Source organism: Coleofasciculus chthonoplastes PCC 7420 (assembly GCF_000155555.1).
Classification (GTDB): Bacteria; Cyanobacteriota; Cyanobacteriia; order Cyanobacteriales; family Coleofasciculaceae; genus Coleofasciculus; species Coleofasciculus chthonoplastes_A.
This window is the reverse complement of the sequence record NZ_DS989842.1, coordinates 102,532-128,390: the sequence shown is the minus strand read 5'-3', so window position 1 is coordinate 128,390 and position 25,859 is coordinate 102,532. Positions and strand designations below refer to the sequence as shown.

Below are 25,859 nucleotides of genomic sequence, written 5' to 3'. Positions count from 1 at the left end.
GCTTGAATAGCGTAGGATTGCCAATAATGTGTACATGCTAATCCCCAAAACGGATAATCGCTAAGAACTATTATGACGACTACGGTCAACACAACACCCCAATTAGCCTCACGTTTGGTGAATGGTTTCCTTGCCATTAAACCTTTGGCTAATTTAGCAAAGCAGCAAGCTCGTAAGATGATTATCAAGCGAGCGGAAAAAATTGGCGTACCTTGGACAAAACAAGTCAATGAGTTACGTTCTCTAAACTGGGAGAGTTATCTGAGTCAAGTGCAAAACCCCCAGGTAACCTACCCGGATTATTATTTGCGCCCCTTCCATGCTTATGACCAGGGAAATCTCCAGTGGAAGGCGGCGTTTGAACAAGAAGTAGCGGCTTATGCGGTTCATGCCAATCTCTATCCTGAGGATAAACTCCAAGGAGACGCTAAACTGCGGCAGAGTTACCATGAGTTGGTGCAAAAGCAAGTTAAAACCGAGCCGCAAGATATTGTGGATCTGGGGTGTGGTGTGGGGATGAGTACCTTTGCCCTACAACAGATTTATCCCCAGGCAAACATGACGGGTGTAGACTTATCGCCTTACTTTCTAGCTGTTGCCGAATATAAGTCCAAACAGCATCATACAGAAATTAACTGGAAACACGCGGCGGCTGAAGCGACAGGTTTACCGGATGCTTCGTATGATTTGGTGTCTGTCTTCTTGGTATTCCACGAATTACCCCAAACGGTGGCAAAGGCAATCCTACGGGAGGCACGGCGGTTATTACGTCCTGGTGGGTATCTGACTCTGATGGATATGAATCCTCAGTCTCAGGTGTATGCGACGATGCCAGCTTACGTTTTTACCTTATTCAAAAGCACGGAGCCTTACTTTGACGAGTATATTACCTTGGATATCGAACAAGCGATCGCCCAAGCAGGATTCCAGCCACCGATGATCATGCCGAATAGTCCCCGCCATCGGACAATCATTACCCAAGTCGAGACGTAGCACGCTACGTCTGCAACATCTGGTCGTAGCAAAACTTAACATAAACCAATACTCGACATTCTTTCGAGGAGATCCCAGTCTCTGATAGACTTTTAGACTGGGGACAGTAAATAACACCAGGGAAAAACTAAGCAGTTGAGAGGAAAAGCTTCGTGCTAGAAACTACGCTAGGACTAGAAATTATTGAAGTTGTCGAACAGGCAGCACTTGCCTCTGCCAAATTGATGGGCAAAGGTGATAAAAACGAGGCAGACCATGTGGCAGTTGAAGCCATGCGGGAGCGGATGAACAAAATTCACATGCGGGGTCGCATCGTGATTGGAGAAGGGGAGCGAGATGACGCCCCCATGCTCTATATCGGTGAACAAGTGGGCATCTGTACCAGCGAGGAGGCAAAGAACTACTGTAACCCCGATGAACTGATTGAAGTCGATATTGCCGTTGACCCTTGTGAAGGGACGAACTTGGTGGCTTATGGGCAACCCGGTTCAATGGCGGTGCTAGCCATTTCTGAGAAGGGTGGACTGTTTGCTGCGCCTGACTTTTATATGAAAAAGCTAGCGGCGCCTCCTGCGGCTAAAAATCATGTCGATATCAGTAAATCGGCAACAGAGAACCTGCAAATTCTCTCGGAATGTCTGGATCGCGCAATTGAGGAACTTGTGGTCGTGGTCATGAAGCGCGATCGCCACAAAGGACTAATTGATGAAATCCGCTCTGCTGGTGCGAGAGTTCGGCTAATTAGTGACGGAGATGTCTCTGCGGCTGTCTCTTGTGCCTTTTCAGGGACAAATATCCATGCTCTGATGGGTATTGGTGCTGCACCCGAAGGCGTTATCTCTGCTGCGGCGATGCGCTGTTTGGGAGGACATTTCCAAGGTCAGCTAATTTATGACCCAGCAACTGTGCAGACGGGTTTGATTGGTGAAAGCAAAGAAGGGAACCTAGAGCGGCTCCAAGAAATGGGCATTAATGACCCCGATAAGGTCTACAATACTCATGAGCTAGCCTCAGGTGACACCGTGCTATTTGCCGCTTGTGGGATTACGCCGGGTACCTTGATGGAAGGGGTACGACTCTTCCACGGGGGGGCACGGACTCAAAGTCTGGTTATTTCCACCCAGTCGAAGACGGCTCGCTTTGTGGATACTGTCCATCTGTTTGATCAGCCGAAGACCCTGCAACTACGATAGATACTGTCAATTTATCCATTTTCGCAGGATTTCTTCCACTTGAATTCCAGTCATCGAGATGGAGATAAAAGCGTTCAAGCCAGAGTATAAGCAATGATAATGCTACTTACTCTGGCTTAACGTTGATTGTTTATTTCTCCCCGGTTAAAAATTCCATCTCTGAATCGGTGAACTTATACTGAATTGTTCATCGTATTCAGACAAATTTCTCAATTTTCTCTATCCTTATAAAACAAGACTGATAGTTGACCCAACCCAACGACAGAGATTTGGAGAACACAATGAATATTGCCGTCGTAGGTTTAAGCCACAAAACAGCGCCAGTTGAAGTCCGGGAAAAACTAAGTATTCCCGAAGCCCAAATAGAAGGTGCGGTGCAACAACTCTGTAGCTACCCCCATGTTGAAGAAGTAGCGATCCTTAGTACCTGCAATCGCCTAGAAATTTATATTGTGGCAGCAGAAACGGAAAAGGGTGTGCGTGAAGTCAGTCAATTCCTTTCGGATAACTCTCTTGTCCCCTTGCATCAATTACGCCCCCATTTGTTTATTTTGTTACATCAAGATGCGGTAATGCATCTGATGCGCGTCGCAGCGGGATTGGATAGTTTAGTTTTAGGCGAAGGACAAATCTTATCGCAAGTCAAGCATACCCACAAAATCGGTCAGCAACACAAGGGAATTGGACGCCTGTTGAATCGACTGTTTAAACAAGCGATTACCGCCGGAAAGCGAGTCCGCACCGAAACCAGCATTGGTACCGGGGCGGTTTCGATTAGTTCGGCGGCGGTGGAACTTGCCCAGATGGAAGTGCAAAACTTGGCGGCTTACCGAGTGGCAATTATCGGGGCGGGGAAGATGTCGCGTTTGCTGGTGCAGCACCTACTTTCTAAAGGGGCTGAGTCAATCGCCATTATCAATCGCTCAACTCGTCGGGCGGAGGAGTTGGCAAAGCAGTTTGAGAATGCTCAGTTAACGGTACATTCCCTGTCTGAGATGATGGAGGTGATTCCAGAGTCGGATATGGTGTTTACCAGTACCAGTGCGACAGAACCGATTCTGGATCGGGCTAAACTGGAAGACCATCTTGATCCCAATCGCTCCTTAATGCTATTTGATATTTCCGTACCGCGTAATGTGGATGCTGATGTCAATGAACTTGAACAGGTTCAAGCCTTTAATGTGGACGACTTAAAAGCAGTAGTGGCGCAAAATACCGAAAGCCGCCGTCAGATGGCGATGGAAGCGGAAAACTTACTGGAACAAGAGGTAGAAGCGTTTGAGATTTGGTGGCGATCGCTAGAAACTGTGAGTACCATTAGTAGTCTACGGGAGAAAGTCGAAGGGATTCGGGAACAGGAATTAGAAAAAGCCTTATCTCGCTTAGGTTCAGAGTTTGCCGACAAACATCAAGAAATCATCGAAGCGCTGACACGGGGAATTGTCAATAAAATCCTCCATGATCCGATGGTGCAGTTAAGGGCGCAGCAGGATATTGAAGCCAGACGTCAAGCCATGCAGACGCTGCAAACGCTGTTTAATTTAGAGATTGAAGAACAGTTTGGTTAAGCGTTGGAGATGAAGAGAGTAGGAGGGTGATGCTGAGTAAGTATCCTCAGTTTTAACCTCCTGTGTAAGGCAGATTCTGCGATCGCGAAGCGTGTCCGATAGGACGTATCGTTAAGGTAAAAATGCTTTCGTTTTGAGCCACAATTCGTCAAAACGAAAGCACTTGTTGGGTTTGAAGTCTCCCAGTGTAGATGTACTACACCCAGCGTCAAGCCTTATTCCGTAGTGGTTTGAGCGCTCAAATCCCTCAAAAATCGTACAGAAGTAGCTCTTGCCAAAATACCGCGTTGGCGGAGCCTGCTGAAGAAGAAACGTATCGCGGTATTTTGGCAATATGGCAAGAGATAGGTTGAAACCCACGCTACATAAAGGTTGAGCACGATTGTAAAAGGGTGGGAAACAGGAAAATGGGTCAACTTACCTGAGAAAAGCTGAATTTAACTCAACTTGAAATCCCCAAATTTCCTGAATTAACTGATGGCATATAAAGACAAAATATCAGTAGATTCAATTTTGGTTATTGTAAAATGACTTAGCGAAATGCGATCGCTCTGGTATGGCGGCTGGTTGGGATGGGTTAGGGGATAAGTGCCAGCGCGGAACTTGACAGGCATTTTGCCCATGTCTGGAAATAGAGTAAGAGCGACCACTTCTCAAACGTCAAGGTAACAGTAGCTAGGGCGTTTAGAATCAAATCTCATCCCTATAACTCTCGTGGTATTGTAGCATTACTTCTTGGATATGGTATGACTGATCAGTATTTTTAAGTCTCTAAAAAATAAAGGTGTGCTTACCCTACCCCAACAATAGGAACGATGACTTGTACTATTTATGCACTGTTAGTAGGAATCGATAATTACCCTTATCCGATCTCTCCGCTTCAGGGTTGTGTCAATGACATTACAGTGGTGGCTGAATACTTGCGCCGGAATTATGGCAAGTGCAACGTATTTTAGGGTGGTGTTTATCCCGACTGGAACATCCAGTGTCTCAACAAGAAGCCCTAGCCGCAGAGACGCAAGCCTTACTCGATGAATTAACAGAATCCCTCTCCCCAGAAGACCAAGCTATTTATCTCCTTAATAAATGGACGGCTGATGAAGAATATATTGCGGGTCAAATTAACCAACTACAGCGTTTACAAGCAAAATTAACCACAGGTTTTCCTCTCTGGCGTCCTTGGCGTCGCTGGGGATTAATGCAACGCCTTCATGGGCTGCTTGAACATATTGACCGCTACAAAGATGCGTTGGTAAAACGTCGAATTCAAGGTCATCGTGCTGAGGTTAACGATGCACCGACCTCTGCGCTTTGGCGACGCCTTTTGATTCACCCCAAAAACCGAGTCACCCTTTCATTTTTAGTCTTGCCTGATCGCGTACTTGTCATTCGCTCTTATGACTATCTTGACGAGTTACCACGGGATGAAGCCTTGCGCCGGACTCAACTCGATTGTCTTGAGGGTCGCCTCCCTTTTCCTATCGTCAACCCAACCTACAACCTATTCGACTATTTTAGCTGTGCCAGTCCACTACTTCCGCCAATTAAACAAGGGCGACCCGACCCAATTTAGTGAATAAAGTTGTTCATTTATGCAGCGGGTCGCCCCTACACGCCTCTCACAGTCCGATCGCCCGTGGTGGATTGCGGAAGGATTCGCTGGTATCATAGTCTACAATCATCCGGCTGACGCGATCGCTCTTGCTCCCAATAATTGCCTGATCACGACTCACGTCACGACTAGCCACCCCGTAAGGGGTTTGTGGACGCATTTTATCTGAGGTGATCATCCCCGGTGCTGTACTCTGGGCTAATCCTGATTTCGATAACAGGTTAGCGGTGATCAATCCGCTACTGGTTAAGGCTGAGGTAACCAGAAAGCGGCGACGGTTGATTAGCTGATTTTTCCGTGCCATAGATAAAAATGATGCCCCAAATGTAAACAGTAGAGCAAATAATTCAATTAAACCTCAGCGTTGATGACTAGACAAAACAGACAAAAGTCTTTGGTCATCAGAGGTTCAGCTTGTTTGCGCCGTTGGTAAATTTACGCTTGAATGTCCTGATGTTAAGCGCTTTTTTGTTAGAGAGTGAGTATCGCCTCTATAATTAACATGGTAGGCATCTGGCTCCCCGGAGTCAGGTGAGCTGACTCTAACGTGCAGTGTTTCCAGAAACGTGTCGGGTAAGCCAGAGTTAAAAGACCTCAAACTGATCGAACGACAGTTATCGGTCAAGGTTATTTTTGAAAAGAAACAAGAATAGCTGATTCGTCGGTAAACTTTCTGTCGGTGAATTAGCGACTATCTTGGAAAAAATAAACAATGAACTCAGGTTCGATTGCCAGATAAAGAATAAGACAAGTTAGTGGGGTGCTGTTTTCAATGCGATAGTTAATTAGACTTGTCTAAAAATTAGTCAAACACCCTTTGAATCGTGGGTTGACGTGTAATTTCTGGACGTGTCTAGTGATGAAGAAAAATTCAACAGGGGCGCTGACAAAAACGATGGTGTCGGGTTCTCAAGACGCTTGGGACAATAAACCTCTAGGCGGACGCTATCACGTTATCGAAAAGCTAGGGGTCGGAGGGTTTGGTCAAACCTTCTTGGCGCGGGATATGCATTTGCCCGGTCATCCCCAATGCGTGGTTAAAAAATTAAAACCTCAAGTGAGCGATGATGATGAGGAGGGGCTGCAAACGGCGAGACGCCTCTTCCAAACGGAAGCTCAAGTCCTCTATCGACTGGGTAATCATGAGCAGATTCCCCGGCTTTTGGCTCATTTTGAGGAAAATCAGGAATTTTATCTGGCTCAGGAATATATTCAAGGACAACCCTTGAGTAAAGAGATAGACTCTCATCTGACGTGGGCACAGGAAAAAGTGCTATCCCTCCTGCAAGATATGTTGCAGGTACTAGCATTTGTCCATCAACAAAATGTGATCCACCGGGATATCAAGCCAGCCAATTTGATTCGCCGCGCTGAGGATGGCAGAATTGTGCTGATTGATTTTGGTGCGGTTAAACAGGTTAGATGTGAGTCGCTGAATCCGGAAACGGGGTTGACCAATGTGACGATTTCTATCGGCACTAAGGGATATATGCCCAATGAACAACTGGCAGGAAAACCTCGCTATAGTAGTGATGTTTATGCGGTGGGGATTATTGGGATTCAATTATTAACGGGAATTCATCCCAAACATATTAAAGAAGACTCCGATACGGGTGAACTCAACTGGCGCAAATATGCCAAGCAGATTAGTCCAGAATTTGGGGAAATTTTGGATAAGATGGTGCGCTATGATTTTCGCGATCGCTATGCAACCGCAGAAGAAACCCTGTTAGCATTCCAGAGTTTACCCGCGCCATTATTGGAGTCGGCGTCACCCCCCCAACCGTTAGTTCCTGAGTGTGAATTGCCGCCCCTGGTTGATCCCCAAGCGCCGACGGATCAGGAAAGTCAAAATTTAGCCGCTGATTCCGCCGAGACTCAGGCTTGGGAGGCGACACCAACGGAATCAACGCTGATTGAAGTCGAGGAGTCGAATAGCGAATCATCTTCGAGTCAAACCCAAGACACCGGACGCACCCAAACCTCTCAACCCCATTTGGGACGAAATGATGCTACCGTATCCCTGAGCCAACCCCAGGACTTGGAACCAACCGCAACGGTATCAACAACCAGTAGAAGCCACGGATTTCGGCAATGGTTGATGCAGCCCTGGACAATTGCCACGATTGCGATCGCGGTTAGTTCTATGGTTACCGTCACCCTGATTCTACTCCCCTCTCAATTGAATCATCAGTCTCAAATTGAGGATGTCCCCGCTGAAAGCCCCAGCCCAACTCCCACCCCCACTCCTTCTCCCTCCCCAACCCCCGAACCCACGGCTGAATCCTTGCTCGCCGAAGCCGAAGATTTAAGACAAGCCGGAGAATACGAGAAAGCGATCCTAGTTTATGATCAGGCGATCGAACTGCAATCCGACTTAGCGCCTGCCTATTGGGGACGGTGCTACAGTCTCAACCAACTGGGACAACCTGAACAAGCCCTAGTCGCCTGTAATGACGCCCTTGCCTACAAATCCGATTATGCCGACGCCTTAGTCAGCAAAGCCGATGCCTTACGCCAACAAAACCAGATCATAGACGCCCTCCAACTGTATGGACGGGTAACGAAATACTATCCCGATTATGCCCGAGGGTGGATTCGCTATGGCATCGCCCTGCAAGGGGTGGGACGTTCCGCTGAGGCGGTTCAAGCGTTAGATAAAGCGATTGAACTGGATCGGAACTCCGCCGATGCTTGGGCAACTCGCGGTGAGGCGCTAATGGCATTAGGGCGCACCACGGAAGCGATTCCGTCTCTGGATAAAGCCCTGCAACTGGAACCGGATCATGAAAAAGCTGCTAACCTGCGTGAAAAGGCGAGGGAAAGACTAGGGCGTTAGGCAATACGTAAGGGATAGGGGAACCATGTAGAGACGTGCCATGGCACGTCTGGGAGTCAGATGTAGGGGCGGGTTTAGGGATAACATGAATTGACCAACCTCAAACTGCACAACAAAACCCTCATCATCAGCCATTTTAGCCGGGAAGAGTACCTTAAATCGACTTGAATATTGTCCGGAAACAATCCTTCAACAACAAGAGTCCCGCTATCATCGCATTGAAGCTAACCCGGAAGAAATCAAGAAAGCCTTCGTAGACATCTTTTTAGAGTCTTATCAAACCCCTCCTCAACAAATCATTTTAGACATGGATGTGACTGATGACCAAGTGCATGGACATCAAGAGGGAGCCTTTTTTAATACTTATTATAAAGGAGTTTGCTATGCACCTTTATATATCTTCTGTGGACATCATTTATTAGTGGCTTTCATTACGTCCTTCTAATGTAGACCCAGCCGAAGGAGCATTAGAAGAATTGCAGAGAATCATTGGCTTAATTCGAGAAAAATGGCATAATACGCAGATAATAGTGCGAGGCGATAGTGCTTATGCTCGTGAAGAGCTTATGAACTTTTGTGAAGAGAAAGAAGGGGTAAATCATGTGATAGCAATGGCAACAAATAGCCAATTGAAGTTACGAGCAACGAATCTTATTGAAAAAGCAAAAAAAGAATACGAAGAGAAGTTATTGCCAGTCACTGAATTGATGGATAGTCTTTTCTCTAAGGATGAAGACTTAGAAGAGGTGAGAAAGTTAGTTCCCAACGCAACTTGGTTTCGCTCTATCTATTATCAAACTGAAAAGTCATGGAGTCGTCAAAGAAGAGTGGTAACAAAAGTGGTTTATGGGAGTGAAGGGTTAGAGCTTCGTCACGTCGTCACATCTTTACCTCCTTCTCAAATTACGCCTTCTCAACTTTATACTAAACAATATTGTCCGAGAGGAGAAATGGAAAATCGGATTAAAGAACAGCAATTAGACTTATTTGCTGACCGAACTTCTACCCAAACCTTTCAAAGTAATCAACTTCGACTCTGGCTATCTTCAACTTCTTTAAAAATCTCAACTTTTAAGCGGCAAATTGACTTATAGTATTAGTTTGTGAGAAATGCGGGTAAACGCACTACAAGGATTTCGCCATTATTGATATTAAGGTTTAAATGCCGAACAGCTTATGCCAAGTCGTACCCAAATTCTGGGTAGCTCGGTGAACGTTTTACCTATATAGCACGACGGGATACGGAAAGGACATCAGTTACAGCGTTTTCAGACTCGATGTGATACACCCAAACAATAGCAGCACAGAGCTGTCCTAGAGTTGCTGTACTACACCGTGTTAGAAAGTGCTGTAGTCCAAGAGGGAATAGGGAACAGTACAGAATGTCCACGCCCTGTCTTAGTACTACTATATTTCAGTGTTTGTGTTCGCCAAGCTACCCGATCGCCGTAATCATTACACATTAAATCGTGAATGGCAAAATAAGGGGAGCCTTCTTTGGTTAGACTAGGGTGTGGATTGGGATGTCTCAGGGGCTTGAATCTCCTGTGCTACGGTGGCTAACACCGCATCATGAATCGCCCCGTTACTGGCAATAATCCCCTGATTGTTGAACAGCTTAGTTCCACAGGCAAAGTCTAAGGGTTTACCATACATATCGGTGACTCGTCCCCCAGCTTCTTCCAAGATAACCACACCAGCCGCATGATCCCATATATTTTGCCGTTTTGAGGACTCTAGGGGAAACGGTAAGCGGATGTAGAGATCGGCTTCACCTCGTGCAATAATGCCGTATTTGACCATGGAATCAATCTGGAGGGAGGGGGTTGTAAAACCTAGGGATTGAGTGATAGCCACTTCCAATTCGGGGTTCCCATGAGACGATTCTACACTTTTGACTAATCGAAGCGACTCAATGCGATCGCATTCATTGATACGGATCGTCTGAGGTTGACCTCCGGCGAGGGGGATTAGGGTTGTCCCTTGTCCTTTTACACCGACAAACAGCACACCGCGATCGCCATCCGGTTGATTAGGATGAATGGGAAGCGCCGGACATCCTAACACCCCCAGTTTCACCTCACCGTCTTCAATTAAGGCTAAGGCGATCGCGTAATTGTCACCCCGAACATAGCCTTTTGTCCCATCAATCGGATCAAGCGTCCAATAGCGATCTGCCACTTGACCCGTACCCCGATCAATCCAGGTGATAATGGTTTCCGGTGTCGCCTCAGCAATCTGAGACTTAACATAATGCGTCACCCCTGTCAACTGTTGGGTCATCGCTGGTTGTCGCAACAAGCTAGAGTTTTCCTCTCCCACGATGGAATCACCGGGAAACGCCTCGGCTAATACCCGACATATAACCGCTTGTGTGCCAAAATCAGCCACAGTCACCGGAGAGCGATCGGGTTTGGTTAGGGTTAAGGAACCCTCTTCCTGACGCACTTGTTCACATAATTGAGCCGCAGCCGTTACAGCTTGGATGGCAACCTGTTTTTCTCGCTGGTAGGACATGGTTTATGCTGAGATCCTATCTTGACCCCGTTAGTATAGAGGTTGTTCGCTCTAAATAGGTTAAGGAGAATGTCGCTGACCTTAAGAAGAATGTCACTGACTTAAGCGTTTGTAGTGAGCGATGCGAGCGCTTGAGGCACTAAAGTGCCGACTACGAACTCATATTATTTCAGGGCTATTCACCTTAAGAAGCCTGCCAATAAATTTCTTATCTTGGAGCTAAAGCAAGCATCGAGCTTACTAAGTAAGCCTTTGACCCCGTTAAAACGGGTTTAAGCTTTTAGCCCCAACTTTAGTTGAGGGCTTTAGTTGAGGGCTTAAATTGTCTCTGATTGTTCCATTCCCTGAGCATCTTGACTAGAACTATCAGAATCAGCATCGGTATTAGCAGCGATCGCCAAAGTATTCTGGGATTTTTTTTCGTTCAAAGGATTGGAGAAAAAATCTCCCGTCTGAGGCGGTAACGTGGGGTCAAGTACAATTTCCGCTAAACTTTTCACCACACCCGTCACCGGAATCGCCAGAATGACGCCCAAGATTCCGCCAATTTTAGCCCCCAATAACAGAGACGTTAGAATGATCACGGGCGATAAACCTGTTAAGTTGCCCATAATTCGGGGAGCAATTAAATTATCTTTGATCTGTTGCAAGGCGACAGATACTCCCAAGACTTCCAAGGCTAGCCACCAATCAATAAAGGCGACAACAATGACTACGGTAGCAATTCCCAGAGTGGCACCAACAAAGGGAATAATCTCCATAAAGCCGATAAAAACAGCAAACAGCAGAAAAAACGGCACTTGTAATAAACGGAAGCCCAAGGTTAATGTTGTTGCCATAAATAACCCCAGTAAGAGTTGACCCGATACAAACCGCTGAAGATTTCGTCGCAGTGCTTGAGTTAATCCATAACGGATTTTGGCAGAGACAATACTGGTAATACCGCGCCATAGTCGTTCACCATCAATAAGCATATAAAACGAAAGGACGAGGACTAAAATGAAGTCGATAAACCAGCTAAATGTCCCCACAACTAAGCCCAAACCAGTTGACGCGATCGCTTCGGCTTTAGCTTGAATACGTGCTAACATTTGAGACCCTAAAATTCGCACATCAAAGGGCAGATTATGTTCCACACTCCAGGCTTGAAAGTCCACCAATTGCTGTTGACCTTGTTCGAGTAATTCGGGGAACCGAGTCACTAATTGCCGTCCTTGATTAAATACGGGTGGTGCTAGGGTGAGGGCAATGAAGACAACAAAAACCGCCGCGACTAAATAAACCAAAATCGCCGCCACTGTTCGAGGTAAGAAGGGTCGCAGTACCCGAACGGCATAGTTGAGCAAAAATGCAATTAGAGATGCCGTGAGCAAAATACTAATGATTTCGCCCACATAACTCAACGCACTCAGCGTGACCCAACCTGTTACTAACACCAGCAACCATGTGATTAGAACTTTTTGAATGGGTGAAAATATAGAATTCATCGCAGTTTTCTGGTTAGCAAAACCTGGCATCCATTTTAAAGAGTTTAACGTCAGATGATAGAATTGCAAACGGGTACACATTTGTGGGTGTCATGACCCCAATACCTTAGTTCCAGTGGTTAGGAACTTAAGCGGGTCAACAAGACTTTCGGTTTCCCGCCAGCCGCGTTCTCTCCCTAAGGTGAATGTGGGATAGTTGACTATCATCACGTCGCCATTGAGTCAAATAAGACCCCAAGCTTAGGGTAGCAGGTTAGCGATCAACTTTCAGGTCTAACTGGAGTTCATAACTTTCCTGGTGCTTTATGAGAGATTTTCTCACCTCATGAGATTGTCAACGACTCTAGGTTGAGAGATAATTAAGTGGAGAAATGTGGGGAAGGTTTGCTCCATTTATAACTTAAGCGGGTCATGCTTAAGATGGATGATTTTAGGAGTAGATTGTGATGGACGTTTTAAAGCAAAATTATTGGGCGGCATAGAACCAAGTTTAATGATCTCGAAAATCGCGGTTATTTGCTCCAAGGGATAATTTATTTGTTACCCTAATCAATAGATGCAGTTGGATAGAGCGGCTTGACTATAGCGACTAGTACCCCTAGGCGGAAGTCAGGAGTCATGTATAGACGCAATATCTGGCTTCTGTCAAACTTCTGTTGTCATGCCTAGGTACAACTGATTTCAAGGGTTGGTAAAGTTACGCCATGCTGTGCTAAGGAACAAAAGAGTGCCATTGATACTGAATCGGCTTAAATCTCTAATGAGTTGAGGACTGAATTAAGTCTATGCTATAAATAGAGTCTTTGAAATCTTATTGGGTGGAGTAAATCGAGTAGAATGAAACAAGTGGGAACTCATCTGGTCGTTGACGCATGGGAAGCGCCTGAAGACCTTCTCAATGATCCTGAGGGAATTCGCCGCGCCTTAATTGATGCGATTTCTGTTGGAGAAGGCACTCTAATTGATTTATGTGTACACCAGTTTAGTCCCCACGGAGTCACGGCGACAGCGACATTGGCGGAGTCTCATATTGCCATCCATACCTGGCCCGAACATGGTTATTTTGCCGCTGATTTATTTTTTTGCGGGTGCGGTAAGCCAAAGGAAGCCATGAAACTGCTACAAACAGCGCTCCAAGCTAAGCAGGTGCGAATGAGAGAAATTGTACGCGGTTTTGAGAATATGCCGGACATTCAGGAGCGAATTGAAGAGTCAGTCTATCAGATGGTGAGTTGATATCCTCCCCCACTAAGCCCTAATTAGGTATAGTGGGGGATTACGAGGTTAGGTAGAGTCACCCGGGAGAAAAAAACCATGTTCGAGACAATTATTGTGTTTGTCTTGGGTTTGACCCCCCCACTGCTTTCGATATGGGTGATGCATAGAGCAAAGGAACAAGCGCAAATCCGGTTAAGAAACTCGATTCAAGCATCAACAACGGCTAGGGTACTGCCAAGAAATCCATTACCGCCTGATCAGTATTATCTGGAAGGGGTTGGTTATTTAATTGGTGATATTACCTGTCGATTTAATGCTCGTTCGGCTTATATCCGCTGTGCGGTTAATCCGTTAGGTCCTTGTGATAACTGTTGCGATTACCAACCCAGGGAATCTTAAATCAATGTTTCTCTCGAAAGTAAGCGGTAGCCAATTGAGTGATGCCTTGAATTTCACTTAAATCAGGACTCTGAATTTGACTATCCATTCCTAGCCAGAGCAGATATTCAATATTACCCGCAGGACCCGTAATAGGTGACCAGGTTAAGCCTTGATAGACCCAACCTAAATTCTGGGCAGCTGGTAAAATTTGGGCGATCGCGCCAGCCTGATCCTTAGGATCGCGCACTACGCCCTTTTTGCCAACCCGTTCTCGTCCCACTTCAAACTGTGGCTTCACCAGTAACACCACCTCACGCGGCGCTTGTAGCAGGTTCCACAAGGCTTCTAGGATTTTTGTCAGGGAAATAAACGACACATCGACAACCCCTAAATCTGGATAAATCTCCTCCTTATCCTCCTCGTCTATTCCGAGGGGTTCTCCATATAAATCAGCAGGTTGCAAATAGCGTAAATTTGTGCGTTCCTTCAAAATCACCCGGTCATCATTTTGCAATGTCCACGCAACTTGTCCATACCCTACATCAACACCGTAAACCCGTTTTGCCCCCTTTTGCAGTAAGCAGTCGGTAAAGCCTCCCGTGGAAATACCGCCATCTAAGCAAATACGTCCGGCTACCGCTATACCAAATTCGTCTAAGGCTTTGACTAACTTTTCCCCACCTCTAGAAACATAAGGGGATTTTTGATTAATTTTAATCTCGGCGGTTGTCTCTATTTCAGTTCCCGGTTTATCAACAAGCTGCTGATTAACCCGCACTTCTCCCGCCAGAATCAGCCGTTGTGCCTGTTGTCGGGATTCGCATAAGTTAAGGTCTACTAATAAGGTATCTAGTCGTTGTTTCAAAGTAAGGGTTTGAGGCTTGTTAACATTTATTAGTATAGTGTAAAAGATTGATGTCCAGGTATAGCAGTGAACAGTTAACAGTTAACAGTTAGCAGTGAAAATACTTACTAAATCCGGTTTTATAGAATGGTGATATAACCGTTCCTCATTCCCCAGATCCAAAGCACTGGTCGCTTCGTCCAGAATAGCGTACTTGGGTTGGTTCAGCAGCAACCGGAAGTCAGTGCTCTGGGATACCTCATTGCATAAGTCCCTGACAGTGAGAGATACAACCCAGTATTAGATATCGATCTGCTGCTGTCAGGTGAGCTATGCATCCAACTAACGATCCTTCTGCTTATTCCACAACCCACTCTCCTTGTACCTCTGTTCCCCTTGATTTGTTCAAAAGTGGACAGTTGCTGGCGATTAAACCTGACTGTCGGGGAGGCTTAATTATCCAAAAACGGTTTTATGCTGATTTTGTCGGTCCCGGTGCTGCTGTGGGAAGTAGTTTTGATGTTGATTGTACGTCAGTGTATGCCATTGGGGCGGTTGAATTTTATGCACCTGCCACATACACTGAACGCCAGCAAGCGTTTCAGAAACGCCGGGAATATTGCGAAACGTTACAATCAATTGTGGTCAGACCTGCTCCCCTCGATCGCGCCACGACCATCTTGCATCAATTATCTCTCTGGTTGGATGCTAATCTGATTGCTGAAATTCCCTCGGCTTGGATTGCCGAGTTAGCCGGAGTGTTGACAAAGACTATAATGATTATTCGCCAACCACGTCCAACTAATCCGGCGGAAAGATTAAATATTCATTAAATTTCTCAGCCAGATTATTTAATTTAACCCAAAAGTATGAGGTAGATTGATCCATTCCAAGTGATCATGGCATCGTTACCGTAGTTTGGGAGTTTCGCAATGCCTGGATTTTCTGTAAGTTGTACCCTCTCCGAATTAATTTCTTTAATTTTTTGTGCGGTTGTTGGCACGGGAATAATATTTATGGGATACTTTTTGGCATTATCTGTCGTCTAAGGGAACAATCTCACCCATTCCGGTGGGATGGTGTTGTTCTCAAGGGTTAACTATGAGTCGTCGGTCAAGTTCTTATGCGGTTATCGTCACACTGACGGTTATAACTGTACTGTCAGTTATCGTAACCAATGTGCCGCGATCGCTCTCTGTATCCCCCAATCCTGGCAATGCTACTCTCATCGCCGCTACGCCGACTCAACCATGGCAAGATGCCAAGTTATTGCGTAATATTAAGGGACATGCAGACGCCGTAGGTGCGATCGCAATTAGCCAAGATGGACAATTCCTCGCCACGGGTAGTGATGATCAAACGATTAAATTCTGGAACCTAAATACAGGTCAACTATTGCGGACACTTTCTGGACATTCGGATCAAGTTACTGCTCTCGCCATTAGTCCAGATGGAGAAAAATTGGTGAGTGGAGGGGGTATTGAGGACGGTTCCATTAAACTCTGGAATCTGAAAACAGGGGAATTAATTAAGACTTTTCAGAAGAAAGAAGGGATGATTCCATCCCTGGCAATTAGTCCAGACGGACAAATTCTAGCTAGCGGAAGAAGAGGAGAGGGTTTAGGTTTTGTATCAGAAATTGCCCTCTGGAATTTAAAAACAGGCGAACAACTGCTTCAATTTGAGATTGAAAATTTAACCCTGTCTCTTGCGTTTAGTCCCAATGGAGAACTCCTTGCCAGTGGTTCTGAGGACGGTACCATTCATCTATGGAATTGGCAGAGTGGCGAAATCCTGCATATTCTCCAGCATCCTCAGTCTTTAAGGGCTTTGGCGTTTAATCAGGATGGAAAAGTTCTGGTGAGTGAGAGTTTTGCCGAAACCGTTAATGTTTGGAATCCCGAAACTGGGGAATTAGTTTCGACACCAGTGGAAAATCCTAAACCTGTGTTTGTCAATGCCTTGGCGCTGCATCCGTCGGGTAACATTTTAGCCAGTGCCTTAGGTCCTTATGGCAGATTAGGGTTATGGAATCTGGAATCTGGTGAGTTGATGACGATGTTGGAAGGGTTTTCGGGTTCGATTTTCTCCCTCGGCTTTAGTCATGATGGACAGATATTGGTGAGTGGAAGTAATGATGGCGCGATCGCGATTTGGGGAATAGGCGATCAGTAGGAGTTGGGTTCCAACATTCCTGAATCGTGCTAGTGCAAGAAGGCAGAAATAACTGAACAGCTAATATCTCCCCCCGCTTCCCCTGCTGCCTCTGCTCCCCCTGCTTCATCGTATCTACGAAGCTGCTCAAGTATTTTTGCCAAGCTGCACTAGCGATCGCGGTCAAACAGCTTGGTTGATTTGGCGTGTATCGAATTATTATGATGGTAAAGACTTTAAGCAACGTGTTATGGCAATCAAATACCGAATCGAGCAAAATCATCCGCCTCGTTCTCCTAGAGAAAGCTTGCCTACCATGTACGATTTACCGAGTGAAAATCCGGAGGAACCTGGTTTGCCTGACGAATTTCATGATCTTCAACCCGAACTATTGCGCGTAACGTTTCATCCGGCTAACTACCCACCTGAGCAAATATTTTGCGGTAGTGATATGAACCTTTACTACGATGCGCGTCACCATTATTGGTATAAACGACCCGATTGGTTTGGTGTGGTGGGCGTATCAAGACTTTATGATCAGGAGGATTTACGGTTAAGTTATGTGATTTGGCAAGAAATGGTGCGTCCGACAGTGGTGGTGGAATTATTGTCACCGGGGACGGAAAAAGAAGATTTAGGTAGAAGTACACGCCTGAGTAGTGAACCCCCGACAAAATGGGAAGTCTACGAGCAAATTTTAAATGTCCCCTATTATGTGGTGTTTGACCGCTATACGGATCGATTAAGAGGGTTTGCACTTACGGCTGGTTTTTACCAAGAGTTGGAGTTAACCGAACCGAGGATTTGGATACCCCAATTGGAATTAGGTTTGGGATTGTGGTCGGGAGAGTACGAAGGGATTAATCGTCTATGGTTACGTTGGTACGATGCTGAAGGGAATTGGATTCTCACCCCAACTGAACGGGAAGCGATCGCCCAAGAACAACTGCAAGCTGAACGACAACGCGCTGAAGCCGAACGAGTGCGATCGCAGCGTCTTGAAGAACTGTTGCGTTCCCACGGGATCGATCCAAATAGTTGATGTGACATCCTCCCACACTAACCCTAAAAGGGTATAGTGTGGGCTTCCTTTGTCGTAGTCAAAAGGCTACGCTTGGGGCGTTTTATAGTGGGGAATATGCCCAGCCCCACTCTCTTGATATTGATCGCCGCGTTCCAATCTCTGTCTAGAATCAATCCACACAAACACTCATGTACTCGGATTGATAAATCCTTTTGAACTAGGAGATCGCAACAAGAGCATACTTGACTCGTGTTATGAGGTTTCACTTTCACCACTAACTTACCAGCTTTTGCAGCTTTGTAAATGAAAATTGAGAGGAATTGACCCCAGCTAGCGTCATTAATTGACTTGTTTAAACCTGATTTTGCTGATTGTCCATTGGGTAAATACTTGCCATTCGCATCCTGTTTTGGCTTGTTTTTTCGGGATAAGTTAGCGGACTTGATATCCTCAACAAAGAACACTTGTTCATCACGACTTACCAGTTGATTAGCCGACTCATAATGGAATTGTTTCCGCTTCCGTTGTAGCTTTTGATGATGCTTAGATATCTTTTTTGCCAATTGGCGCCGTGATGCTGATTTGTGCGGCTTTTTGTCCTTGCGATTTTGAAGCTTGGCTAGTTTGTCCTCTGACTTGCGATAGTGCTGTTGAATAGTTTCAACGGTTCCATCGGATGCTGTCCAGAATTTCTCTAAACCAACATCTAGCCCTAACGAGTTTTCTTCATTTGCCTGTATCTCTGGTGGAGTCAGACTAGGGATCGTCTTATCCTCTAGCAATAAAGTCACGTACCATCCATCTGCTTTGTGAGAGACTAGCCCCGTTTTAATAGTAAATCCTTCTGGAATAGGGCGATGATAAATAACCTTAACCTGACCAATCTTAGGTAGATTTATTTGAGCAATGTCTCGTCTGGCTTTCCCGTTTTTACGCTTATGGGGATTGGGCGAAACCGTTAGACAGTCTGCCTTAAGCTGAGGCAAACAAAATGTCCTGTAACGCTTGACCGACTTAAATCGAGGCTTACCGCTTCTCTGTTTTTTAAAGTCACCCTTGATAAACCGGTTGAAGGTATCTTCTACTCGTTTAATTGCTTCCTGGATAACCTGAGAATGAACACCTTTGTATAACGCGTCATGAGACTCCCTTGACCAATGGTTAGCGCGTTTTGACTGTAGTATGTTGGTTGGTCTTTAAGTTCTGGTAGTAAGTGATATAGATTGAGCAAGCATTGACAGGTGAGCGGTTACACTCCCACCAGTTAAATCGCTCCTCTAGCATTAAATTGTGTATCCGGCACAACTTGCACAGCCATTCGTTTAGCTGTTTTGACTGTTGCTTATTTGGCACAATTCGATATTGGTAACTTGTCTTGAATGTGTCTTTGCTTCGCTTCACCTTCTATCACCTCCCACGACAATTATACTACTCTTGCAGATAAAGATTCAGAGTGAAAATAATTTTCTCTTCACTGGCGATTCATCTCAACGCCAAATCCTAGATTATGGCGTGAGGCTTCTCGCCAGATCAAGCTAAGCTCTTAATCTTCCTCGTAGTACACAAAACTTTACTATTTGGAGAACAGGGGATCAGTAGGGGTTTGGTTTCCAAACCCCTTGGTTTCCAAACCCCTGAATCGTGCCTGTGATAGAGTAATGAGTAAATCGGATGATTCACGCGATCGCACAATTCCCTCGTGTCTAATTCCTTCGGGAAAGCCAAAATCCAAGGATTACTCTATGATTTTGACCGGGATAGGTTGAGAAACTCGACCGGGGAAAATGCTCAAGTCTTTTTAAATGCCCTACAATCGGTCAATCCTGCCCTCACTGTATCCCAAGCCTATCAAATAGCTGCGGAGAGGGGGAGACACGGGGACGCGGGGATAAATAGTAACCCGTAAAACTCGCTTTGATAGTTGGCTAGTTAGCTTGGGGTGAGAATGGTTTCTTTGCCAAACATTCGTCCAAAATTCACCACCACTCTGCCCTTTATACAAGTCGCGATCGCGCCTACTATATTTTGTCCTATTTATTCTATCTAAGGATTGAATACCGATAGAGTTTTGATTAAATAATACACCTCCCCGTTAACAGCGGTGGGTTACGGCGGATTGTTCATTAAATGGCTATCGCTTCGGTTTAAATCCCCGCCTAACCCACCCTACGTTTTTGAGATCCAAGTATTTACTCCTAGTCTCTTTTTGTCTCTTTTTTTTTGAGACAAAGGGGTTGTTATTTTAATTGTTTTGTTATAACATTGCAATAAGCAACTAATACACCTAACCAAACACAAGAAAAAGAACCAAATGAAACCTTTACCCCCTCGATTTTACAAATCCCCGACCGCTGAAACGACAGCCCAGCAAGCGTTAGCGGAATTTGGCATGACCCAACTCCTCTCTCTAATCAAGCACTACCGCGACATTGACTTCGATGCATCGCAAATGCACCTAACCGATGCAGAAGTGAATGCGATCGCGAAACTATTTATCCAGGAGTTGACGCGAAGCATCGACGGAAAACTCATCGCTGGCGCCTTAAACGCCCTGCGTCATGGTGAAGAGATGGAGACTCAACACTTAGTTGGGGCGGGTTTAGTTACATCTGGGGAAAAAAGAAACGATAATAGTGAAACCCGCCCCTACACACAATTCAACACTTTGCCAATTCCTACTCCTCGTTACCAAGAAGGCGATCGCGTTGAGTGGAAAACCAATAAAACAGACTGGGGCGTAATTCTGGGACGCTTTTATGACTACAACCACCATCACAATCAGTGGATGGTTTACTACATCATTCAACTTTCCCCGGATTCTCCCAGTGCTGCTTGGGTAACCACGGATACGGCGTCTGAAGCGGATTTAGAAAAAATGCCGGATACCGTTGAACCAATAGAAAATAATGGCAACCCCTATCGTTATCCCACCCATTTTCCTGGTGCGATCCAATCCCAATCTGTGCGTAGCTCAACTGGACGCTATAATCCCCGTCGCCGACACAATCTCCGCCCGATCAACCAGCGGGAAAAATACATTATTGACCTTTATTGTTACTGTGAATTAGGGATGACGCCAAGGCAGTTTTATAGCAAATGGAATGTCACGTATGAGCAACTGTCTCATATCTGTTCTCGTTCCCTGGGGACAGTGCAGTGTTGGTTCAAACGAGGTAAAGGATACTACCCCCCTCAACCCGTGGATTTGCGCCATCTGGCAATCCTGGATTTTTTGTTAGAGCATTTTGAAGAGATACCCCAATCCCTGATTAAGTTGCTGTGTTCGTCTTGAGAATTTGCCACGTTTCAGGGCGCACGATAAGCGATGTCATTTGTCATTTGTTGATTGTTCATTGTTCATCAGTAATCCTCTTCCCCCTCTCCCCATCTTCCCCTCTCCGCGTCTCCGCGTCTCCCCCTCTCCGCGTCTCCCTCAACTTCCACCACTGCCTAAAATGACTAAACTCAATAATGTTCCACTATTCCAGAGACTGTGAACAATCATGGGAGCCAGCAGATTGCGCGATCGCGTGTACACGATTCCTAATACAATGCCTAATGTGGCTAAGGGGAGGACTTCTGACAAACTCAGGTGCGCGATCGCAAAGACGAGACTACTGGTGACAATGGCTCCCCAAACAGGCATATAGCGGGTTAACGACGGTAATAAAAACCCTCGGAACATGAATTCCTCAAATAGGGGTGCAGCAATGCAAGCCGTGCTAAAAAATATCACGATAGCAACTGTATCCTGTCCTTCTAGCACCAGAGAAAGAATCGGATTACTCCCCCCTTGTCCCTGCCATAATTTCTGGTTCAGGAGTGAGACTAAAATCACCAGGGGAAGCGCCACAAGATAGCCACCTAATCCAAAAATAATCCCTTTTTTGCGGAATTTAATCCGAAACCAATCCTCTGGCAAGGGTAAAAAATCCTTGATCGAAAGGTAAAGGACTCCCAATCCTCCAGCCGCTAGCACAATGTAAGTCATTAAAACATAGAATGCCTGCATTCTTACCGTAAAACTAGCCGGATTCAGATTGAACAAGCTGAGGACAAGAGGCAGGATAAACAGAGGTAGGAGGATTTGACCGATAAAGAAAAAGCCCAGAATCAAGACTTGCCAAATCATTTCTCCATCCCAAGGCGTATCCCACCGGATAGTGCTGTTAGTGGCGAGGAGCGATCGCTCTCCCTGAAGTAACCACTGACCCAGCAAAAATAACAAGAGTCCCACCCCGACAAGACCGCCTATTCCGGGAATGGCACTAATTAGAGTTAACTTGACTAGGGCTTGTTTTGCTCTCTCTTTCTCTTGAGCTTGTAAGGACACTAAGGCATCTTGACGCTGTTGCAATTGATAAAGCTGGAACAATGCCCGATACTGGAACCAACTATCTAAATTTTGTTGAATTTTTGACTCCGCATCGGGTAAAATTCGAGGCGAATCACTCCAAAGACCTGCTAATATGGCGGCAGTTTTGGCGGATGGCGTCGTTGCTGGAGCGGTACTTTCGACGGTTTCTTGCTCAATCAACTCATTCCACGTCTGAATCGCCATCTCTGTTCTACCCTGTTGAGCTTGCAGCAGTCCCAACCGCACATTCAGTTCATCAATAAGTTGTTCTGTCTGAGAAAATGACTTTTGCAACTGCTTTCGCTGCTGAGAGGTCATCGGAGCCTCGTCAATGGGAGCGATTTGCATTTGCGGTTTAGCCAGCTCATCACCGATAGATGTCGTTACATCAGGGTTTGAGGACAGTTGTCCCAGTTTAGCGATAATTTTCGATTGAGTTGTCTGAGCTGTTTCCAGGACTTGTTCATATTGCTCTTGGGCATTTTTAAACGGATTATTACCGAGTAATGCATTCCGCGCCGCCGTTAAATCCTCTTCTCCTTCTGTTGCTAAACTCTGACCTTCGGCAGCATGGAGTAATAAATTGGTTTGGTAAAGTTCTAAGCGACTTTGAATTTGAGGCTGACCCCAGCTTTCAACCAAAGAAAGGCTGACTTGTAATAGTACCGCCACCGTCAGCACGGCTAAAATTAACCGTTTAAGCACTAACCCAGTATTCATGAACCCCCCCCAAAAAAGTAATCAGTCATAAGTCATAAATAATAAGTCATAAGTTCTAACGTTATAAAAAAATATTTAGTAACAAAGCTCACTGTTTTTGTTTCAGACGTAATCTGTCACATTCTGGCTTTTCAGGGGAACTCTTGAAACCCTGTTGATAAGGAAGATACACAATAAAAATTGACGTCTTCCCCAGCTCCCAGACGTAGCATGCTACGTCTCTACATGCTCCCAGACGTAGCATGCTACGTCTCTACATGCTTCCCCGCCTTTTTGCACAGCAGGTGAGCGGTTAAACTAAAAATGACCCTGATCTTTGAAGATGCCCCAAGGATGCTACCAGCATTGGGGTTAATCTGGCTACTATTCATAAAATTGGTTACATAGGAGCAAAAGGATTGACTACTCGCGTCATTATTGTACGGCACGGTCAGAGCAGCTATAATGCCCAGCAACTCATTCAAGGACGCTGTGATGAGTCCGTGTTAACGGAAACAGGGGCTGATGATGCCCGTAAGGTGGGTGCTGCCCTCAGTAGCTTGAGCCTTGATGCTGTTTATTGCTCTCCTCTCCAACGAGCGAAGCAGACCGCAGAGGTCATTCTACCTTATTTATCTGGCTCACCCCCTCTTCAACCATCAGAAAACCTGATGGAAGTCGATTTACCCTTGTGGGAAAAAGTGGCTAAATCCGACGCCCGGAAAAAATTCCCGGAAGATTATCGGTGCTGGAAAGAACGCCCGGAGGACTTCTATATGGAAATCACTACGTCGGAGGGAACCCGGAAGCATTTTCCTGTCTTGGCACTTTATCAACAAGCGCAGCAATTCTGGCAAGAGATTCTACCCCGTCACCAAGGTGGCACGATTTTAATCGTGGCACACAATGGTATTAACCGCTGTTTGCTGAGTAGCGCTTTGGGTATTTCTCCCGCCCGTTACCAGTCCGTCTTACAATCCAACTGTTGCATTAATGTTCTGAATTTTACGGGGGGTTGGGGTGAACCCGTGCAATTAGAGTCTCTCAATCAAACCTCTCATGTCGGTACGCCGTTACCGACGCCTCGCCCCAGTAATCGGGGGTTGCGTCTGCTGCTGGTACGTCACGGGGAAACCGAGTGGAATCGTGTCTCCCGCTTCCAAGGCGGGATTGATGTGCCGTTAAATGAAAATGGGCGTCAACAGGGACAGCAGGTGGCTGAGTTTCTTAAAGATATTCCGATTGATTTTGCTGTTACCAGTCCGATGTTACGTCCCAAGGAAACGGCTGAATTGATTCTCCAGTATCACAGTGGTATTACGCTAGAACTTGAAGACAAGTTTCGCGAAATTAATCATGGACTGTGGGAGGGAAAATTAGAGTCAGAAATTAACCAAGAATACGCCGATTTATTGCATCAATGGAAAGTAGACCCAGCTACCGTACAAATGCCTAATGGTGAAAATTTAAACCAAGTATGGGAGAGGGCTACAGCCGCTTGGGATAGGATGATTCAGGTCAAAGCTGGAATGGCTGATTCAGAACTCAAGACGGGTTTAGTTGTTGCTCATGATGCGATTAATAAAGTCATTCTTTGCCATGTCTTGGGATTGAGTTCAGAATCATTCTGGAGTATTAAACAAGGGAATGGTGGTGTGAGTGTGATTGAATATGGTCAAGGGTTAGAGAAGTTACCTGCTGTCCATGCGATGAATATTACCACTCACCTTTCTGGAGATATTTTTGACCGAACGGCGGCAGGGGCGTTATAGCAGTAGACACATCGATTAGGACTTTCGTCACCATTGTTCCAGACGCGCCATGGCGCGTCTCTAAATAAATGATGTGTCCTAACAGCTCTTTGACCAGAAAAAAGTTTTATGTGTAGGGGCGGGTTTTACTACTATCATTTTTTTGTTCACCCTAATGTCACTAAACCCGCCCTGTCTAAATGACAAATGACAAAAACCATGTTTCAAACTAACCCGCCTCAAGACCCGAAAAAAGTTTTGCCGACAATGTATGATCTCAAGAGTGAAGACCCAGAGGAACCTGGTTTGCCTGACAAATATCACCTCCTACAAGCGCGTTTCCTTGAAGATACTTTATCCCCTCCCAACTACCCAACTGATCGCATTTTTGTTGCCAGCGATTTGAATCTTTACTACAATCCACGTCAAACCAATTGGTATAAACGCCCTGACTGGTTTGCGGTGGTGGGGGTTGATAGACTTTATGAACAACGGGATTTACGAATGAGCTATGTGGTGTGGCAAGAAGAAGTGAATCCCTTTGTCGTGGTAGAACTGATTTCACCAGGTACTGAAAAAGAAGACTTGGGACAAACGCTGCGGGAAGCAAATCAACCGCCGACAAAGTGGGAAGTCTATGAACGTATTTTGCGCGTTCCCTATTACATCGTGTTTAATGGTCGCACGAACCAGCTAAGAGCGTTTCAGTTAATGGGTAGTCGCTACACCGAGTTAGACGTTAGTGAACCGCGTGTGTGGATGGACGATATTCAGCTAGGGTTAGGACTGTGGCAGGGTTTCTATGGGGAATGCGATCGCACCTGGTTGCGTTGGTATGATGCACAAAGCAACTGGATTTTGACTCCCTCAGAGCGAGAACGGCAAGGCGTTGAACGAGAAAGACGACGGGTAGAGAGATTGGTAGAACAATTGCGATCGCTTGGGGTTGAACCCGATTTTGATGTGGAGGTTTAGTTGTCTTCGTTATCTGCCTTGTCTCCACCAAAATGTCAGTATTCAACCGGACATGATATGACGAATGAACAAAGTTAAGAAAAAATAAGTTCTCACCTCTGGAGGAGAGGCTGCGGATTTTTTCAAAGTTTGGCAGTATAAAGAATAGGTATGTGCTGCTAGTGCAGTGTGACGGCAATAGTCCTACAGTTGATCAAGAGGAGAGAGAAAAAGCATATAGCATAAACTTTACAGCCTTGGAGTTAGT

At 45.7% G+C, this 25,859-nt stretch carries 24 protein-coding genes and 1 pseudogene; 16 read left to right on the top strand and 9 right to left on the bottom strand.

The genetic code is table 11. The features are described 5' to 3' along the window. The first annotated feature begins 72 nt into the window (after positions 1 to 72). The 4 genes from MC7420_RS02625 to MC7420_RS39030 all read left to right on the top strand — a co-directional run bounded on the left by MC7420_RS02625 (position 73) and on the right by MC7420_RS39030 (position 4,107). Positions 73 to 993, top strand: a complete 921-nt coding sequence (locus tag MC7420_RS02625; protein WP_006098440.1) for a class I SAM-dependent methyltransferase — start codon at positions 73 to 75, stop codon at positions 991 to 993. 152 nt (positions 994 to 1,145) lie between these two features. After that, a complete protein-coding gene (gene glpX, locus MC7420_RS02620) occupies positions 1,146 to 2,186 on the top strand; it encodes a class II fructose-bisphosphatase (RefSeq protein ID WP_006098657.1) in 1,041 nt (346 codons plus the stop codon). A 281-nt stretch (positions 2,187 to 2,467) separates the two neighbouring features. Continuing rightward, complete coding sequence (locus tag MC7420_RS02615; protein WP_006098488.1) at positions 2,468 to 3,754, top strand: glutamyl-tRNA reductase; 1,287 nt, start codon at positions 2,468 to 2,470, stop codon at positions 3,752 to 3,754. A gap of 191 nt (positions 3,755 to 3,945) precedes the next feature. Then, positions 3,946 to 4,107, top strand: coding sequence for a hypothetical protein (locus MC7420_RS39030; protein ID WP_006098633.1), 162 nt, complete (start codon positions 3,946 to 3,948; stop codon positions 4,105 to 4,107). A gap of 117 nt (positions 4,108 to 4,224) precedes the next feature. On the opposite strand, the gene MC7420_RS39025 is transcribed toward MC7420_RS39030, so the two are convergent. After that, positions 4,225 to 4,404, bottom strand: a complete 180-nt coding sequence (locus MC7420_RS39025; RefSeq protein WP_157453001.1) for a hypothetical protein — start codon at positions 4,402 to 4,404, stop codon at positions 4,225 to 4,227. 290 nt (positions 4,405 to 4,694) lie between these two features. Between MC7420_RS39025 and MC7420_RS02610 the strand changes: the two genes are divergently transcribed. Beyond that, positions 4,695 to 5,327, top strand: a complete 633-nt coding sequence (locus tag MC7420_RS02610) for a hypothetical protein (RefSeq protein ID WP_006098320.1) — start codon at positions 4,695 to 4,697, stop codon at positions 5,325 to 5,327. A gap of 46 nt (positions 5,328 to 5,373) precedes the next feature. On the opposite strand, the gene MC7420_RS02605 is transcribed toward MC7420_RS02610, so the two are convergent. Further along, entirely contained in the window at positions 5,374 to 5,670 is a 297-nt protein-coding gene (locus MC7420_RS02605) for a hypothetical protein (RefSeq protein ID WP_006098321.1), read from the bottom strand. Positions 5,671 to 6,225: 555 nt separating this feature from the next. Between MC7420_RS02605 and MC7420_RS02600 the strand changes: the two genes are divergently transcribed. Continuing rightward, positions 6,226 to 8,205, top strand: coding sequence for a protein kinase domain-containing protein (locus MC7420_RS02600; RefSeq protein ID WP_006098581.1), 1,980 nt, complete (start codon positions 6,226 to 6,228; stop codon positions 8,203 to 8,205). Here MC7420_RS02600 and MC7420_RS39015 read toward each other — a convergent pair. Beyond that, complete coding sequence (locus MC7420_RS39015; protein WP_157452999.1) at positions 8,194 to 8,340, bottom strand: hypothetical protein; 147 nt, start codon at positions 8,338 to 8,340, stop codon at positions 8,194 to 8,196. The two genes, MC7420_RS02600 and MC7420_RS39015, sit on opposite strands and share 12 nt — an antisense overlap. Here MC7420_RS39015 and MC7420_RS36470 point away from each other — a divergent pair. Further along, positions 8,327 to 9,287: pseudogene (locus tag MC7420_RS36470) on the top strand (IS1380 family transposase); the annotation flags it as partial. The gene MC7420_RS39015 and the pseudogene MC7420_RS36470 sit on opposite strands and share 14 nt — an antisense overlap. 424 nt (positions 9,288 to 9,711) lie before the next feature. On the opposite strand, the gene MC7420_RS02590 reads toward MC7420_RS36470, so the two are convergent. Beyond that, complete coding sequence (locus tag MC7420_RS02590; protein ID WP_006098559.1) at positions 9,712 to 10,722, bottom strand: 3'(2'),5'-bisphosphate nucleotidase; 1,011 nt, start codon at positions 10,720 to 10,722, stop codon at positions 9,712 to 9,714. 317 nt (positions 10,723 to 11,039) lie between these two features. Further along, positions 11,040 to 12,209 (bottom strand): AI-2E family transporter, encoded by a 1,170-nt coding sequence (locus MC7420_RS02585; protein ID WP_006098674.1) that lies wholly within the window; start codon positions 12,207 to 12,209, stop codon positions 11,040 to 11,042. 837 nt (positions 12,210 to 13,046) lie between these two features. On the opposite strand from MC7420_RS02585, the gene speD reads away from it, so the two are divergent. Next, a complete protein-coding gene (speD, locus tag MC7420_RS02580; RefSeq protein ID WP_006098518.1) occupies positions 13,047 to 13,445 on the top strand; it encodes an adenosylmethionine decarboxylase in 399 nt (132 codons plus the stop codon). 78 nt (positions 13,446 to 13,523) lie between these two features. Further along, positions 13,524 to 13,826 (top strand): DUF6464 family protein, encoded by a 303-nt coding sequence (locus tag MC7420_RS02575; RefSeq protein ID WP_044204624.1) that lies wholly within the window; start codon positions 13,524 to 13,526, stop codon positions 13,824 to 13,826. Position 13,827: 1 nt separating this feature from the next. On the opposite strand, the gene MC7420_RS02570 is transcribed toward MC7420_RS02575, so the two are convergent. After that, positions 13,828 to 14,673 (bottom strand): TlyA family RNA methyltransferase, encoded by an 846-nt coding sequence (locus MC7420_RS02570; RefSeq protein ID WP_006098432.1) that lies wholly within the window; start codon positions 14,671 to 14,673, stop codon positions 13,828 to 13,830. A 311-nt stretch (positions 14,674 to 14,984) separates the two neighbouring features. Here MC7420_RS02570 and MC7420_RS02565 point away from each other — a divergent pair, with 311 nt between their 5' ends. The 3 genes from MC7420_RS02565 to MC7420_RS02555 all read left to right on the top strand — a co-directional run bounded on the left by MC7420_RS02565 (position 14,985) and on the right by MC7420_RS02555 (position 17,848). Further along, positions 14,985 to 15,485, top strand: a complete 501-nt coding sequence (locus tag MC7420_RS02565; protein WP_006098466.1) for a hypothetical protein — start codon at positions 14,985 to 14,987, stop codon at positions 15,483 to 15,485. 268 nt (positions 15,486 to 15,753) lie between these two features. After that, entirely contained in the window at positions 15,754 to 16,827 is a 1,074-nt protein-coding gene (locus MC7420_RS02560; protein WP_052307414.1) for a WD40 repeat domain-containing protein, read from the top strand. 229 nt (positions 16,828 to 17,056) lie between these two features. Then, positions 17,057 to 17,848, top strand: a complete 792-nt coding sequence (locus MC7420_RS02555; protein WP_044204622.1) for a Uma2 family endonuclease — start codon at positions 17,057 to 17,059, stop codon at positions 17,846 to 17,848. Between the two features lie 23 nt (positions 17,849 to 17,871). Here MC7420_RS02555 and MC7420_RS02550 read toward each other — a convergent pair whose 3' ends face one another. Both MC7420_RS02550 and MC7420_RS42220 read right to left on the bottom strand, forming a co-directional pair. After that, a complete protein-coding gene (locus tag MC7420_RS02550) occupies positions 17,872 to 19,014 on the bottom strand; it encodes an RNA-guided endonuclease InsQ/TnpB family protein (protein WP_232231630.1) in 1,143 nt (380 codons plus the stop codon). Further along, positions 18,992 to 19,231 carry a helix-turn-helix domain-containing protein gene (locus tag MC7420_RS42220; protein ID WP_232231615.1) on the bottom strand — a complete coding sequence of 80 codons (240 nt, stop codon included), beginning with the start codon at positions 19,229 to 19,231 and terminating at the stop codon, positions 18,992 to 18,994. Before MC7420_RS42220 ends, MC7420_RS02550 begins: the two co-directional genes overlap by 23 nt. A 298-nt stretch (positions 19,232 to 19,529) precedes the next feature. On the opposite strand from MC7420_RS42220, the gene MC7420_RS02545 reads away from it, so the two are divergent. Further along, complete coding sequence (locus MC7420_RS02545) at positions 19,530 to 19,736, top strand: hypothetical protein (protein ID WP_006098632.1); 207 nt, start codon at positions 19,530 to 19,532, stop codon at positions 19,734 to 19,736. 405 nt (positions 19,737 to 20,141) lie between these two features. Further along, positions 20,142 to 21,122: a hypothetical protein gene (locus MC7420_RS37725; RefSeq protein ID WP_006098731.1), complete on the top strand. Its 981-nt coding sequence runs from the start codon at positions 20,142 to 20,144 to the stop codon at positions 21,120 to 21,122. Positions 21,123 to 21,263: 141 nt separating this feature from the next. Here MC7420_RS37725 and MC7420_RS02530 read toward each other — a convergent pair whose 3' ends face one another. Beyond that, positions 21,264 to 22,907 (bottom strand): CPBP family intramembrane glutamic endopeptidase, encoded by a 1,644-nt coding sequence (locus tag MC7420_RS02530; protein ID WP_006098562.1) that lies wholly within the window; start codon positions 22,905 to 22,907, stop codon positions 21,264 to 21,266. Positions 22,908 to 23,305: 398 nt separating this feature from the next. Between MC7420_RS02530 and MC7420_RS02525 the strand changes: the two genes are divergently transcribed. Continuing rightward, positions 23,306 to 24,658, top strand: coding sequence for a histidine phosphatase family protein (locus tag MC7420_RS02525; RefSeq protein WP_044204620.1), 1,353 nt, complete (start codon positions 23,306 to 23,308; stop codon positions 24,656 to 24,658). A 198-nt stretch (positions 24,659 to 24,856) separates the two neighbouring features. Then, positions 24,857 to 25,612: a Uma2 family endonuclease gene (locus tag MC7420_RS02520; protein ID WP_006098598.1), complete on the top strand. Its 756-nt coding sequence runs from the start codon at positions 24,857 to 24,859 to the stop codon at positions 25,610 to 25,612. Positions 25,613 to 25,859 lie beyond the last annotated feature (247 nt).